Genomic DNA, 14,510 nt, shown 5'->3' on the forward strand with positions numbered 1-14,510 from the left:
GAAGCCAGGCGGAAATGCTCGGATCTAACGCGAGTTTGAGCCTGAAGAATCTGTGAGATTTCTCGAATTCTGGGCTTAATCAATTTTCTAGGTAAGCAATTCCTCGAAATCCTGGGTCTGGCCATTGCCACATAGATATTCGGAATCGAACAATTAAGACAAAGATACGATTTCTTAGAATTCTTACCTTCAAAAATTGCTTAATTCCGCTGGAAATCTTGGGTGGTTTAGAGGAATTGCTTAGCGAGGAAATTAGATCAGCGAGTTCTCAGTAATTATGAACTGCGGCGCCAACGAATTCCGGCTTCGATGAACTCATCGATTTCGCCATTTAATACCGCTGATGTATTTCCAGTTTCGTAATCTGTGCGCAGATCCTTCACCATTTGATACGGCGCTAATACATATGAACGCATCTGATTTCCCCATGAACCTGAGTTATCACCCTTTAGCGCATTGATCTTTGCCTGCTCTTCTTGGCGGCGACGTTCTAGAAGCTTTGATTGCAACACGGCCATTGCTGTTGCTTTGTTTTGAATCTGAGAGCGCTCATTCTGACAAGAGACCACAATTCCCGTTGCAATATGAGTTAAACGAACCGCAGAGTCTGTGGTGTTAACGCCTTGCCCACCAGGACCTGATGAACGGTACACATCCACACGAATATCTTTTTCATCAATCTCAATGTGATCGCTTTGTTCAACTACAGGAACAACTTCAACACCTGCAAATGATGTGTGGCGGCGACTCTGTGAATCAAAAGGTGAAATACGAACAAGTCGGTGAGTTCCTTGTTCTACAGACAAAGTTCCGTATGCATATGGTGCTGAAACTTTAAATGTTGTTGATTTAATTCCCGCTTCTTCAGCGTATGAGGTTTCAAGAACATCCACCTTGAAGTTATGGCGTTCGCAGTAACGCAGGTACATGCGCATAATCATTTCGGCCCAATCAGCGGCCTCAACTCCACCTGCTTCAGATCGAATGGTGATCAAAGCATCGCGATCGTCGTACTCGCCATTCAACAATGTTTGAACTTCTAATTCACTAACAGACTTCTTGACTGCATCTAGTTCTTTCTCAGCATCTTCTATTCCGCCTGGCTCACCAGCGGCTAATTCGAAAAGGATTGGTAGATCTTCAACGCGTTGGCGAAGTCCTGACAACTTCGCGATCTCGGATTGAACACGAGATAAGCGGCTTGTGATCTTTTGTGCGGCTTCTGGGTCATCCCAAAGATTCGGAACGCCAGCTTCAACCTCTAACTCCTCTGCCTGCTTGCGAAGCTTTGGCAGATCTAAAACCTTTTCAATTGAAACGAGGGTCGCATCAACCGCATCTATCTCTAATTGATATTCGCGTGCAGCCATAGGGCAAGGATACTCGGCTCAACTGGTGCAGGCGAAATCCCAGTAAATACCTCGCAATTAATGAAGTCGAATTCCAAAGAGGTAGAAACCCTCTTGAACATCATTAGCAGTTCCCGCGGAGGCGGTTAGAAAGACTGAATCTGTTGAAGTAAATGGAACACGGAATGGCAAATTAACTTCAGATCTTGTGCCGATAGCAAGTGATTGACCATTACATTGATAATTAGTTAGCTGAATTCCCTTTAACTGCTGCCATTTCATATCACCTTGATCCCGACTCCATGAGTTGAGTTCTAGTAGAACTTCTAATCCACCTCGATTGCAATCAATAGGAATACTTGGGTGTGGGCGTCCAGTTGCTAAAGCCATGGGAACTGTGAACATATTTGCTTTGCCTTGGTAGTACGAAGCTTTATCAAGAGTGTGAACACCTCTTTGCGCGGCGGCTTCAGTTGCTTGCACCAATGATCTCTTTGCAACGATCAAAGCTGAAACATCTGTCATCACCATCAGGGAAGCAACGGTGATTACAAATAGTCCAATTACAACAACGGCGATTGAACCGGTTTCATCGCTTGAGAACTTTTTGAAGAAAGCCGTTAACCAAAATGATCTAAAACTCTTTTCGCTTTCTTTAGAAGCGGGTTCCATTTCCAAGAGATTTTCTGTATTTACAGCCATGGTGAAAGATGTTCCTGCGCGCTAGCACTGACGACTCGTCCAGTCTGTTCATCGGTAAAAGAGATTGTCAGTTTGATGCGACCATCGGCGGTCAGACAGGGAAATCGAGAGCAATCTATTCGAGTTCGAAGTGATGCAACTTCAGAATCCGTTAGGTGCCACTGGCGTGCAAGCAACTGAGTCGCTTTGCCTGATAAATCTCTCGCTGCATCATCATTTTCACTTATTACATAAACACGAAGTATCTCTCGGGCCATAGAACGAGCAATCTCCTCATTGGCGCTGACAGAGGAAAAGTGGTTCAAATAGATGAAAATAGGAATGAACAACGGAATAGCCAAGGCAACAAATTCAACTGTTGCGCTTCCAGTTTCTGATTTGAAGGCATAGAAAAGCCTAGGGATTACCTTTATTAACCTTCTCTTCACAACCACCCGCTTCCATTTTCATGTAACTTCATTAGCAACTCTTCATACATCTGTGTTGCGAATTCACTTTGCCTCTTGGCTGGCATCTAGTTGTTTGTGGGCTCAACGACTGCGATACCAACAACATCTGTGGCTGGTGCACCGCCCATAAGTTCCACTAATCCCGGCACCAATTGAGGCAATGTTTGAGATCGATGGGTCACAAGTAACTGAATTTTCTCGATTCGGCCACCGACCTCTAATAGCTCATCGCCGCTTTGATATTGGTGAGAAATAGCCCGAGCGGCTGCATCTCCTTGGGCTAATGCCAGATCTGCATTGCGAATGTTTGTAGCAACGATTATCTGAACTCCGATCAGAAAAAGAACGAGCATCGGAATCAGCACAAGGGCGCTTTCTACATTTCCCTCTTCCTTCGCGACAAGTTTCAAAAACCCTTGCCAGGTACGCACATCCCGTTTTGTTTGTAACTTTGAATTAGTTTGAGCGTTCGAATCCGCTTTCACATCACAATCAGAGTCAAATAACTTTTGGAACTTCTTCACAATAATCATGAGGCACTCTTAACGAATGCCGTTCATGGAATCCAAGGAGTCCTTCAGAATCGCGGTAAGACGTGGAGCTGCGATTGTCCAAATCGCTGTAACCAAACCTGTTGTCATGAGCACAACTAGCACCCATCCTGGAACATCTCCGCGCTCATCCTTCAATCGTGCAAAGAATGAATCGTGCATAGTTATTAGACGATTACGAAATGAGAGTTCAGCTAGTACCGCCTTCTCGGAAAACTTGTTCATTGGTGCTCCTCCTAATGTGTGTGGTTGATATGTGTGGTTGATATGTGTGGTTGATATGTGTGGTTGATATGTGTGGTTGATATGTGTGGTTGATATGTGTGGTTGATATGTGTGGTTGCTTAGTACTAAAAAAGAATTGTGTCTCGAGGCTCATTTGTTGAATCAGATCGGTGATGGGTTGTGGATTTCGCACTTGTCTTGAGTGACCCCCACTGGCATTGGCACAACGGGTGGCGCGCAATTCGAATTGGTTGCCCATGCATTGGCGAGGTGTAGTCAAAACACAACTGCACACCTGTGAAATCTGATGCGCCGGTATCAATCAACTGCAATATTGCCTGAACCGCAGAGCCCGCAATTTGATATGTAAGGGCAACTGGGATGTCGGCTGACTCTGCCGAAATCGGAATTAACTCTTGAACTCCGTACCGCTCATGTTTTCCAAGCGCTAAACACCTAGCGCAAGGAGATTTGCCAGGAAAAACCATAGGGCCCACATATGCAGCTCCCCCTGCACTTTGGCCAACCAATAAATGATCATGTCCATCACGTATTAACTGAGTAATGAGTTCATCTGAATGCTCAGCAACGATCACGCGCAGATTCCGCTCTGGTATTGGCGTTGCAATACTTCCCTTTACATTTTTTGATGCAGTTGGGAATAGCGCCCACTCACGAGAGAGTTCTTCAATTCGTGATGAGAAATTGAGTCCAAAGTCGGTAATTCGAAGTACCCCAGTGCCTAAATCTCTATCGCCTATTGAATTCAGGACTCTGCGAGATGAGATTGAGAACTTGGTATGTGTAACTCCACTAGCTAGCAAAGCAGCGTAAATCAAGGTCGCTAGACGATTCTCCCCATGTATCTCTACGCCAAAACTCTGTCGCGCGGATAAAAGTTCCACACCTCCATCCACAACACCATCAATCCAGGTTGTTTGATTTAACTCAGAACTCATTCGAACCTGCAGCTGTTTGTAAGAGGCATCATTACTTTGATCCTCTGTATGTGCAGCCCGTTCTGCAATCGGTGATTGAAAGCGATTGTGAAGTTTGATTTTTGAAGTTTTCACATCAAGCAACTGAGCAATCTTTAACTGCTCGATTACTTTCTCAACAATCTCAATTGGTGCTTCGATTTCACAACTAATCTCTAAAGCTGAATGTTGTCCATCTAGTTTTGCAATTATCGCTCTTGCACCTGGATGATTGATTGAAATCGCCTGATGGGCAGATGTGATAAGTAAAGATTTCTTTTCTTCAGTTTCTGGATTACTGATTCGCGCACCTCGCTTGAGCCGCGGCTTACAGAGTTCTCCATTGTGAATTTCAGGAGTTTCAATTGAGATGCGAGTCACCCGTGCGGGATGAGAACCTCGGATATATCGACGAGTGATTTTCTGAGTGCTTGCTTCAACTGGTGAAAGGCTCTGGCCTTGATGTGAAGTGGTGTGATTGTTAATCGAAGGAGCGCGGCTTGAATCTGATTGTTGAGTTGTTTGTTTGGTCGTCATGCGGCGAACAATGCTGATTGCGAGCGCCTTGCGATTACGAACCCTTAAAAGCTGTGGAGTGCAGAGAAATTCTTTCCGTTAAGAAAGGCTCCAGTCACGGTGCGCTATTTCTCTTTCGATTGAGAGCGCAGCCTTAAAGCAAGAGGTTGTAAATCTCTTAGTCGTGAGGATGAAGCAACCTGGATGGAGTTTCTTGGCAAACAAAAGACCCCCGCACCGGATAGTGCGAGGGCCTTTCGTAACGCTAGACGTTTGCAGGTGAACGAGAGCTCACCTAAGCGAACGAAATTTAATTACTGTGCTTTGCCAAGAATGCGATTGACCTTGGTGCCACACACTGGGCAGATGCCTTGTGCCATGCGACGACCAGAGTCAGAAACCTTTACAGTTCCTTCGAATTCACGCTTCTCTTTGCACTTAACGCAGTAAGCGTCACCTTTGTATGTCTCTGCAGTCATTCTTTTCCTCCTATCGACGCTTGCGATCCCTTCGGGATGCTCCCCGTGTGGGGCAGGCGTTCGTGTATGAGGTTACTCGTCAACACGCTCATTTGAGCGTATCTAGGCACCTTTATTTAGAAGTTTTTTAAGGGCTTCTGGGGCGGCGAGCGCGTTTTCAGCCGCCTCATACCCGCTCAGATAGGACTCGGCCAGCTCCTCCTGAGGAAATCTAGCCAGCATCGCCTTGAACTCGGGGCCGTGATCGAAGATATCGAGGTGGATCGCCTCATGGAAGAGGACGTAATCCAGGACGTACTCGGGAGCGCCCTTCAGGCGATCTGAGATCCGGATTGAGCGGTCGATCCCTGTGCAGGAACCCCAGCGCTCGCGCATCGCCCGCCAATTCACCGACGCCGGACGGGATGAAATCTCTGGGGCAAACTCTGAAAGCAGCTCTCCGATGCGCTTCTGGAGGCTCTCCTCGCTCATGGTGGCCGCTGCTTCCTGTGCGCGGATTTTGGCGACCATCTCGGGGACCATCGCACGCTCATCAGCCTTACTCATTCGAGCGGGAATGGAGACAACGATCCGTCCACCCTGACGATAAGCGGAGATATTTTTCTTGCGGCGGGTAGATCTGATGACGATGATCTCGCCCTCTGAGATTCCGGGCAGGGTTTCATCCTCAAGGGTTGGTTCGAAGCGATTCATCTGGTCATGGGAGTTCTCAAATTCAGACATTACGAACTCTCCATTTCTATTGCCCCAAAATCCAACTTAACCAACTTACCCAATCAACTCTGCCAGCCACTGCCGAACAAATGTTTTCAGTGGTCATTACCGAACCAAGAAAATAGTAGGACATCTCTCAACCAAACCTTGAGAGATTTACCACTTGGCGGCGCGAGTTCTTTTGAAACAAACTCTCCTTTACCTAACAAAAACCGGCTTTGTCAACGCGCTTCTCATTTGATAATCGGCCAAGAAACACTTACTTTACGACTACGAACTCCTCGGATAACAGTTCTACGTCAGCAAGGGGAAGGCTGACATAGAGCAAGTGACCGGGGAGTTCGCTTTTCTATTTCAAGGTGTTTTTGAAAGTGTTCAATGAATACATAGCAAAGATTCTGTTAATGAACTGGGTGAGAATGGGGATTAGAGCAGCCCTGACAAATCATCAGGGATTTCAAGGCTCTTCATATAACTCTCAGCATTCAATAAATCATCTGCAGTTGGAAGAATTCCACTCCACACACGATCGCGAGCCTCTACATCTTTAATCTCGCGAACCTGCTTCCAAAAAGCTGTTGCTTCACGTGCAAGACGAGGTGAAACCTGTAATCCAAGCATTGAAGAAAATAGTTGTTGAGCAGGTGCAGATGTTGCACGACGACGACGCAAGGTTTCTTGAAGCGCTGAAATATTTGGCAAGCGATCTCCAGCTGCAAGTGCAACAACTTCCTCGCTCCAACCATCAATTAACGCTAAAACTGTTTCAAGCTTTGTTAACGCAGCGCGTTGTGCAGGTGATTCTTGTGGCGTAAAGATGCCGTCATTTAATGCGATTGAGAAGCTTTCAGGGTTTGATGGATCAAAACCATTTCCAGATTCAAATGCACGTTGTGCTTGTTCTTGAATCGCATCCATATCGATGTTGATTCCCTTACCGTAATCGGTAATCGCGGTACGAATGTAGGCAACTAACCAAGGATTGTGTGCAAACAATCGTGCAATCGCTGCTTCACGTAGCGCATGGAAGATTCGCACCTCATCTATCGGAATATCTAGATCTGTTGCCCATTCCTTGATGTTCTGTGGGACAAGCGTTGGATAAGCGTTATCAAGCAACGGCAAGCCCACATCATGTGCGCCAGTGACCTTTCCTGCTAATCCACCGATCGCTTGACCTAATTGAGTTGCAATCAAAGAGCCAATAAAAGAGTTCAGAAGCGCAGAGATCATTCCAACTGGAATCTGCATCTGTGGTTGTTCCCCAACTGGAGTTTCAGGGGCTTCACCTTCACCAAATGAGGCTTGATTTAAAAGATCACCAATTGCAGAGGACAAACCAAGTGCTAGTGGCTCAACAGTTGTCTGCCATCCAGCAAGAGTTGAATCAACCCAATCGGTACGAGCTAACGCCACATTTCCGGTATTAGGAGATTGTGGGAAAAATGTTGCTTCATTAAGCCAAAGCTCTGCAATAGAAAATGCTTGTTCTATATCTGCCACATCATTAGCACCGATAGGAGATGAACCTTGAGCAGTTGCAAACTTCTTCGCGGTATCTCTAACAATATTCTTTGGAAGCGGTTCTGTAGATCCTGTGAAACCGGGACCATTAATTCCTAACTTCGAGAACTGTTCTTGAATTTGCTGCTGCATCTGTTGCATCATGGCAGCGAAATCAACCGGCTCATTAGAGTCGTCTGAGTTTCCTGGCGTGAAACCAAATGGCGTCATAGTTCAATCCTCCCAGTGTTGGAACAAATTTGCTCGCGGATTCATTCCCGCCTTCATCACATGCCTTCATTCCACGGACGCCATGCCAAACCAGTAGGGTAGGCACATGTCCAACGCATTTGCCGCTTTGATCTGGTGGGTAGTTCCCGCAGCAGGCCTCATTGGCGCGCTTGGCTACGTTGTGTGGGTGACAAAGTTTGAAGGAAAGTTCCAACAGGAAACTCAGCGCTCCGTTGGGCAGTTCCAACGTTTCCAGGATTCTCTAAGAGATTCTCAAGCTCGCGATGCAGGCACCGGCGTCATCATTGCTGGTGCAGCTGGCGGGGATGACAGTTCTAGTGATGATGCTGGATCAGATGCAGGTGCTGATGCAGGAAGTTCTGCCGACTAAAGGCGTTTTTGAGTTATTTCAATGTTGCGATTTTCTAAACTCCCCCGCATCGTCACAGTTACATTGTTACTTTTCTTCACACTAGCAACTATCGCTCCACTTCCATTTGCGATTGTGCTTCCAGGTGAGGCTCAAAATATCTTTAAGAATGTCATCACAATCAAAAATCTTGAAAACTATCCAGCATCTGGCCGAATTGATTTGATGTCGATCCGCGTTACCAACCCAGACACCTGGATCTTCGGTCCCGAAGTTATCTACTCGTGGCTAGATGCTGATCGCGCTGTGTATCCAAAATCTGCGATCTACCCTCCAGGAACAAGTACTGAAGAGGAGAGCAAGCAAGCAAAAGCTGACATGGTTGGCTCGCAAGATAAAGCGATTAGCGCTGCTATTAATTACTTGCAATCTCATCCAGAGATTATGGGCAGTGGCTCCCAGGGTGTTGCACGAGCAACCGCATTAGATGGAAAGAAGATTAAGTTCAAAGTTGGTGAAACTGGCGGCCCAAGTGGTGGGCTTATCTTTTCTATCGGCTTAGTGGAGTTATTAACTGAAAAGGATTTACTCACTCACCGACATATCGCAGGCACTGGAACTATCAATGTGCGCGGTGTGGTTGGACCAATCGGTGGCATCAATGAAAAGATCGCCTCGGCTCGAAAGGTTGGTGCAACTCTATTTTTCGCACCAGTAGAAAATGCTGAAGAGATTGCAAATATTCCAGATGGAATCAAGGTTGTTACCGTTGCAACTCTTGCGCAAGCTATTTCATATCTAGAGCGAACTGCAACTAAAGCAGGTTAAAGGAAAGTTACAGTAGCTTTCTTAGGGCTCAACGCAGTTCTGTAATTGAAATTCATTTCCATCTGGGATTTTGCAAACCCCTTGCAACAAAATCACTTTTTTAAGCCTTTATTAAGTTTCACAATGGTCATTTGGGCGGGGCTTGAACTTGGATTGGTAGCCCCAATCGCGTTGCGATAGTTTTGCCCCATGACTAATAACCCCCAGTTTCAACGCCCTACATTTAACTTCCGAGGACGAAAGAGCCCATTAGCTCTCACAATCGGAATTCTTGTAATCATTGGAGCAGCGTTCACAGCCTTAAGTGGTTTCTACGCCGATTGGTTGTGGTTCAAGTCGGTTAACTTCACAAACACCTGGTCAACAATTCTTTTGACGAAGGCCACACTGTTTGTGATCACAGGTTTGTTAACAGCAGGATTTGTTCTACTCAATGTTGTCTTGGCATACAAGCGTCGTCCGCTGTATGTTCCAATGTCACTTGAGGCAGACAACTTAGAGCGCTACCGCGGGCAGATTGAAAATATCCGTGGACGTGTAGTTGTTCTTGGTTCATTAGCTTTGTTCTACTTTGCAGGAACTTCTGGAACGACGTTGTGGAGCACATGGTTGCTCTTTAAGAACTCAACGCCTTTCGGAGTGAAAGATCCACAGTTCAACATGGATATTTCATTTTTTGCCTTCCGCCTACCTTTCTGGCAAACATTGATCTCATGGGCGATTTCAACAATCGTGTTGGCAATTCTTGCCTCAACAGTTGTGCACTACCTATATGGTGGAATTCGCCTACAGGTTCGTGAAGATCGCACAACAGTTGCAGCACGCGTCCAGCTTTCAGTTCTGTTTGGTCTAGTTGTTCTATTGAAGGCGGTTGCATACTGGTTCGACCGTTATGCGCTGGCGCTCAAGGAGAGCAAGCTAATTACAGGTCTTACCTACACAGATGTAAACGCTGTGCTGCCAGCAAAGGCAATCTTGGCTGGCATCGCACTGGTGTGCGCGCTTCTATTCTTTGCAAATATTGTTCGTCGCTCATGGGTACTTCCAGCTGCGGGAACCGCGCTTCTAGTTATCTCATCTGTATTGATCGCTGGACTTTATCCAGCTGCAATCCAGACATTCCAGGTAAAGCCAAGCGAATCATCAAAGGAAGCGGCTTTCATTCAGCGCAACATTGATGCAACCCGCGCAGCATACGGCCTACAAGATGTAACCGTAAGTGATTACCAGGCAACGCTTTCTACATCTGCTGGTCAGCTGACTAAGGATGCAGCAACAATTGCAAATATCCGTTTGATGGATCCCAATGTAATTGCAGCTACCTTCCGCCAATTGCAGCAGATCAAGCCGTACTACACCTTCCCAGATTCATTAGATATTGATCGCTACACAATCGATGGCGTAAAGCGCGATGTTGTTGTTGCGGTTCGTGAGTTAAATATTGAAGGAAACCCTTCACGTAACTGGATTAACGATCACCTTGTTTACACACATGGTTTTGGTTTTGTAGCGGCATACGGAAATACTCGTGATGCTGATGGAAAGCCATCATTTGCTGTTGGCGATCTGCCTCCAACAAAGGGTCTCGGAAAGTTTGAGCCACGTATTTACTTTGGTGAGAATGTTCCTAACTACTCAATCATTGGTGGAGTGAAAACTGATTCTCCAGTTGAGTTTGATTATCCAGATGATGCATCTGCTAACGGCCAGAAGAACTACACCTACTCAGGTACTGGTGGAGTTCCAGTTGGTTCATTACTGAACAAGCTTGTGTTTGCGCTGAAGTATCAAGAGCAGCGCATCTTGCTTTCATCATTGATCAATAAGGATTCAAAGATCCTCTTCGAACGTAATCCTCGTGATCGCGTGGCAAAGGTTGCTCCATGGCTCACACTTGATGGAGATTCATACCCAGCAATCGTTGATGGACGCATTGTTTGGATTATCGATGGCTACACAACAAGTGCTGGCTACCCATACTCAAAGCAGACCACTCTTTCTAGCGCGACAACTGATGCATTAACTACTAATTCATCATCTATTACTGCGCAGGGCAACGAGAACATCAACTACATCCGTAACTCAGTTAAGGCAACGGTTGATGCATACAGTGGTCAGGTTGTTTTGTATCAGTGGGATGAGAAGGATCCAGTCTTGAAGACATGGAGCAAGGCCTTCCCTGGCACGATTCAGCCAAAGAGCAAGATTTCAAAGGATCTGCTTGAGCACATCCGCTACCCAGAGGATATGTTCCGTGTTCAGCGTGAAATCTTGAGCTCGTACCATGTAACAACAGCTGCAGCCTTTTACGGCGGACAGGATTTCTGGCGTGTACCTCGCGATCCATCAACATTTGGTGCGAACGCTGGTGCACAACCTCCTTACTACTTAACACTTCAGATGCCTGGCGATGAGAAGCCAGAGTTTGCATTGACTACTCCATTTGTTCCACGTGGTGGTCGTGAAAACCTTTCAGCATTTGCAGTTGTTAACTCAGACTCAGGTGCTAACTACGGAAAGATCTCTGTTCTGCAGTTGCCTCGAAGCACAAACGTTGCAGGTCCTTCACAGGTTGCATCTAACTTTGAAGCAAAACCTGAAGTTGCTAACTCATTGTCATTGCTCCGCCAAGGTGGATCAGATGTTGTGCTTGGTAACCTGCTGACTCTTCCAGTTGGTGGCGGCTTGCTGTATGTACAACCTGTGTATGTTCGTGCAACAGCAAATAGTGCGGCGTATCCATTGCTACAAAAGGTGCTCGTTTCATTCGGTGATCAAATCGGATATGACGACACACTTAAGGGAGCACTTGATCAGGTATTCGGTGGAAACTCCGGAACTACAGCTGGTGGACAATCAACAAATGGTTCAACAGGTGTAACAACTAATTCATCCCTTGCTAACTCTCTTGCAAGTGCAAAGAAAGCGTATGCAGATGGATTAGCTGCTCTTGCAAAGGGAGACTTTGCAGCCTATGACAAGGCACAGAAGCGATTGAAATCTGCACTTGATGCAGCGATCAATGCGCAATCAAAGAAGTAAGGAAGTCTCAAGAAGTTTTGATCTCAGAGTTAGTGTGAACATTCACAACTAAAATTGAGTGATTTACTTCAAAACTTCTTTTGATAAAGGCCAGATTCATGCGGGTAATTGCATGGATTTGGTCTTTATCTATTGGTGCGCATAAGATTGCATCACCGACGCGGGGTGGAGCAGCTCGGTAGCTCGCTGGGCTCATAACCCAGAGGTCGTAGGTTCAAATCCTGCCCCCGCTACTAGTAACAACAGCATAAAAGGGTCCTCATAGAGGGCCCTTTTTGCTTTACTTAATGCGCAGTGAGTTAGTAACAACCAGGACGCTGCTCGCTGCCATGGCGGCAGCCGCATACAACGGCGACAACAAACCTGCCGCAGCTATTGGAATCCCAATGACGTTGTACACCAACGCCCAACCCATATTCAGACGAATAATCTTGAGCGTCTTCTTAGAAAGCTTCAGTGCAGAGATAACAGATCCAAGACCGGTATTCATCAAGGTGATGTCAGCGCTATTAATCGCTGTATCTGTTCCGGTGCCCATTGCCATAGAAAGATCAGCAGCGGTAAGTGCGGCGGCATCATTGATTCCATCACCGATCATCAAAACGGTGTGGCCTTCACTCTTCATGCGTTCCACAATTTCTAACTTAGTTTCAGGCATCGCATGCGAAACAACATGTGCGGCATCGATTCCAACTGTTGTCGCAACAGATGCTGCAACCTCGCTGCTATCGCCAGTTACCAGCCAAGGGGTAATTCCCATATTGCGCAGCTCTGAAACTGTTTGAGCTGCATCGCTCTTTAATTGATCGCCAACTGCAAAAACAGCAACTGCAACGCCATCCCATGCCATAACGGCAACTGTTAATCCTGCAGCTTGTCCACGTTCAACGGCGGATTTAATCTCTGCGTGGAACTCGGTAGAGCTATGAGCAACAGCAGCAGGTGAGCCAATAAGAACAACTGGGGATAGCGCACCGATTGATACGCGACCTGCTGCACCTGAACCTGGGGTTACAGAGAAATCAGTTACTGCAAAGGTTGGACGAGCATTTGCGCCGCCAACGGTAGATACACCAGATAATTGTGAGCTTGCATTTGCGAGTGCATGACGAGTAATCGCTTGAGCAACTGGGTGATTATTCAGCGCTTCAATCGCTTGAGCAGATGCCAGAATATTTGCAGGTGTTACTACATCTGCAAATGAACGACCAAGAACTGCCGCTGCAGCGGTAGATATCGTTGCATCCTGCACATTCATAACGCCTTCTGTCAGCGTTCCAGTCTTATCAAAGACAACCACATCAACATTTCGTGCGACCTCAAGTACTCGAGGTTCGCGGAGAACAATTCCGCGTGAAGCACCACGTCCTGAAGCCACCAAAAGGGCAACAGGTGTTGCTAATCCAAGTGCGCATGGGCAAGCGATAACCAGCACTGTGATCGCAATAGATACAGATTTAGTAAGAGTTGAACCGGTGAAGTACCAACCAGCAAAGGTTCCAATCGCAAGCACGGTAACAATTGGCACAAATACAGCGCTAATGCGATCTGCAAGACGTTGAATAGGTGCCTTTGTTCCTTGAGCACTAATCACCATCGCAGTAATTCGAGCAAGCTCGGTATCGCTACCAACACGTGTAGCGCGAACAATTAAACGGCCGTTGTGGTTTACCGATGCGCCAATAACCATAGATCCTGGGCGAACATCAACAGGCTTTGTTTCACCTGTCAGCATTGAATTATCAACTGCGCTTTCGCCCTTAACAACGATTCCATCAGTTGCAATGCGATCTCCTGGGCGAACTTCAAACTCATCGCCAATTTGTAGCTGCTCGATCGGAACAATTAGTGGGAATCCCCCACGAACAATTGTTACCTCTTTTGCACCAAGTGCTAATAAAGATGTGAGCGCACTACTCGCCTTTGCCTTTGCACGTGTTTCTAAATAACGACCAAGAATTACAAAGAAGATAACTCCTGCAGCAACTTCGGTGTAGACATCTCCGGCACCGGTTGAGTTGGCATAAATAGACCAACCAAAAGCAGAGAGTGATCCCATTGAAATCAAGTTATCCATTGTTGGATGCGTGATGTTTCGGATCGCAGCTTTGTGAATTGGATATGCAACAAGAAGAACAACTGGAGCACTCAGCGCAATTACAACCCATGCCGTTGGTGAGTACAAAGGATGTGGCAGACCAACAGCATCTAGCCTTTGGTGAACCCACATATCAATCTGGTGATGCCAGCTCATAACCATTGAAATAGCAACGGCTGGAACTGCAAAGATAAATGCAAAGAACAATGCCCGCGCAGATTTCTTGCTGTGCAGAGTTACAGATTGGGCGTCCACTAACAAGGTTGCTGAATAACCAGCTTTTTCAACTACTTTGATTAAATCCTTTGGGCTCATATCTGCTGGGGCCAAAATATGAGCTGTTTCTGTCGCAAAGTTGATTGTTGCACTGACGCCTTCGACCTTATTCAAAGCCTTTTCTACAGAGTTCACACAAGAAGAACAGGTCATTCCCTGTACTGACAGTGTTACTGGTTCTAGTAGCTGGCTCATTGTTT

The 14,510-nt window shown here is 46.4% G+C and carries 13 protein-coding genes and 1 tRNA gene; 4 read left to right on the forward strand and 10 right to left on the reverse strand.

Translation table 11 applies throughout. The features are described 5' to 3' along the window. Nucleotides 1-275: 275 nt before the first annotated feature. The 9 genes from prfB to AC8GFU_RS05970 form a co-directional block, all read right to left on the reverse strand. Complete coding sequence (gene prfB / locus AC8GFU_RS05930; protein WP_506626225.1) at nt 276-1,370, reverse strand: peptide chain release factor 2; 1,095 nt, start codon at nt 1,368-1,370, stop codon at nt 276-278. Nucleotides 1,371-1,427: 57 nt separating this feature from the next. After that, entirely contained in the window at nt 1,428-2,051 is a 624-nt protein-coding gene (locus AC8GFU_RS05935; RefSeq protein WP_506626226.1) for a Tad domain-containing protein, read from the reverse strand. Then, a complete protein-coding gene (locus AC8GFU_RS05940) occupies nt 2,042-2,479 on the reverse strand; it encodes a TadE/TadG family type IV pilus assembly protein (protein ID WP_506626227.1) in 438 nt (145 codons plus the stop codon). Before AC8GFU_RS05940 ends, AC8GFU_RS05935 begins: the two co-directional genes overlap by 10 nt. An 86-nt stretch (nt 2,480-2,565) precedes the next feature. Next, the gene (locus tag AC8GFU_RS05945) at nt 2,566-3,033 is read right to left on the reverse strand and encodes a TadE/TadG family type IV pilus assembly protein (protein ID WP_506626228.1); all 468 of its coding nucleotides are present in this window, start codon (nt 3,031-3,033) and stop codon (nt 2,566-2,568) included. A 9-nt stretch (nt 3,034-3,042) separates the two neighbouring features. Continuing rightward, nucleotides 3,043-3,276: a hypothetical protein gene (locus AC8GFU_RS05950; RefSeq protein WP_506627185.1), complete on the reverse strand. Its 234-nt coding sequence runs from the start codon at nt 3,274-3,276 to the stop codon at nt 3,043-3,045. A 125-nt stretch (nt 3,277-3,401) separates the two neighbouring features. Next, nucleotides 3,402-4,790: a hypothetical protein gene (locus AC8GFU_RS05955; protein ID WP_506626229.1), complete on the reverse strand. Its 1,389-nt coding sequence runs from the start codon at nt 4,788-4,790 to the stop codon at nt 3,402-3,404. A gap of 293 nt (nt 4,791-5,083) precedes the next feature. Next, nucleotides 5,084-5,248: a DUF5679 domain-containing protein gene (locus AC8GFU_RS05960; protein ID WP_445821468.1), complete on the reverse strand. Its 165-nt coding sequence runs from the start codon at nt 5,246-5,248 to the stop codon at nt 5,084-5,086. Between the two features lie 102 nt (nt 5,249-5,350). Further along, nucleotides 5,351-5,971 carry a M48 metallopeptidase family protein gene (locus AC8GFU_RS05965; RefSeq protein WP_506626230.1) on the reverse strand — a complete coding sequence of 207 codons (621 nt, stop codon included), beginning with the start codon at nt 5,969-5,971 and terminating at the stop codon, nt 5,351-5,353. Between the two features lie 417 nt (nt 5,972-6,388). After that, on the reverse strand, nt 6,389-7,696 hold the full coding sequence (locus AC8GFU_RS05970) for a zinc-dependent metalloprotease (RefSeq protein ID WP_506626231.1): 1,308 nt from the start codon (nt 7,694-7,696) through the stop codon (nt 6,389-6,391). A 106-nt stretch (nt 7,697-7,802) separates the two neighbouring features. Between AC8GFU_RS05970 and AC8GFU_RS05975 the strand changes: the two genes are divergently transcribed. From AC8GFU_RS05975 to AC8GFU_RS05990, 4 genes are all read left to right on the forward strand, one after another. After that, complete coding sequence (locus tag AC8GFU_RS05975) at nt 7,803-8,087, forward strand: hypothetical protein (RefSeq protein ID WP_506626232.1); 285 nt, start codon at nt 7,803-7,805, stop codon at nt 8,085-8,087. Nucleotides 8,088-8,108: 21 nt separating this feature from the next. Then, nucleotides 8,109-8,894: a S16 family serine protease gene (locus AC8GFU_RS05980; protein ID WP_506626233.1), complete on the forward strand. Its 786-nt coding sequence runs from the start codon at nt 8,109-8,111 to the stop codon at nt 8,892-8,894. 189 nt (nt 8,895-9,083) lie between these two features. Further along, nucleotides 9,084-11,936, forward strand: coding sequence for a UPF0182 family membrane protein (locus AC8GFU_RS05985; RefSeq protein WP_506626234.1), 2,853 nt, complete (start codon nt 9,084-9,086; stop codon nt 11,934-11,936). Between the two features lie 159 nt (nt 11,937-12,095). Next, a tRNA-Met gene (locus AC8GFU_RS05990) sits at nt 12,096-12,169 on the forward strand. 47 nt (nt 12,170-12,216) lie between these two features. Here the strand turns inward: AC8GFU_RS05990 and AC8GFU_RS05995 are convergent. Next, nucleotides 12,217-14,505: a heavy metal translocating P-type ATPase gene (locus AC8GFU_RS05995; RefSeq protein ID WP_506626235.1), complete on the reverse strand. Its 2,289-nt coding sequence runs from the start codon at nt 14,503-14,505 to the stop codon at nt 12,217-12,219. Between the last annotated feature and the right edge of the window lie 5 nt (nt 14,506-14,510).

This window comes from Planktophila warneckei (SeqCode), assembly GCF_965234675.1.
Lineage (GTDB): Bacteria > Actinomycetota > Actinomycetes > Nanopelagicales > Nanopelagicaceae > Planktophila > Planktophila warneckei.

Bases quoted from the DNA above. Each gene is read 5' to 3' on its own strand.
- AC8GFU_RS05960 (WP_445821468.1), bottom strand. From the start codon at position 5,248: ATGACTGCAGAGACATACAAAGGTGACGCTTACTGCGTTAAGTGCAAA.
- AC8GFU_RS05945 (WP_506626228.1), bottom strand. From the start codon at position 3,033: ATGATTATTGTGAAGAAGTTCCAAAAGTTATTTGACTCTGATTGTGAT.
- AC8GFU_RS05975 (WP_506626232.1), top strand. From the start codon at position 7,803: ATGTCCAACGCATTTGCCGCTTTGATCTGGTGGGTAGTTCCCGCAGCA.
- AC8GFU_RS05970 (WP_506626231.1), bottom strand. From the start codon at position 7,696: ATGACGCCATTTGGTTTCACGCCAGGAAACTCAGACGACTCTAATGAG.
- AC8GFU_RS05995 (WP_506626235.1), bottom strand. From the start codon at position 14,505: ATGAGCCAGCTACTAGAACCAGTAACACTGTCAGTACAGGGAATGACC.
- AC8GFU_RS05955 (WP_506626229.1), bottom strand. From the start codon at position 4,790: ATGACGACCAAACAAACAACTCAACAATCAGATTCAAGCCGCGCTCCT.
- AC8GFU_RS05965 (WP_506626230.1), bottom strand. From the start codon at position 5,971: ATGTCTGAATTTGAGAACTCCCATGACCAGATGAATCGCTTCGAACCA.
- AC8GFU_RS05950 (WP_506627185.1), bottom strand. From the start codon at position 3,276: ATGAACAAGTTTTCCGAGAAGGCGGTACTAGCTGAACTCTCATTTCGT.
- AC8GFU_RS05985 (WP_506626234.1), top strand. From the start codon at position 9,084: ATGACTAATAACCCCCAGTTTCAACGCCCTACATTTAACTTCCGAGGA.
- AC8GFU_RS05980 (WP_506626233.1), top strand. From the start codon at position 8,109: ATGTTGCGATTTTCTAAACTCCCCCGCATCGTCACAGTTACATTGTTA.
- AC8GFU_RS05935 (WP_506626226.1), bottom strand. From the start codon at position 2,051: ATGGCTGTAAATACAGAAAATCTCTTGGAAATGGAACCCGCTTCTAAA.
- prfB (WP_506626225.1), bottom strand. From the start codon at position 1,370: ATGGCTGCACGCGAATATCAATTAGAGATAGATGCGGTTGATGCGACC.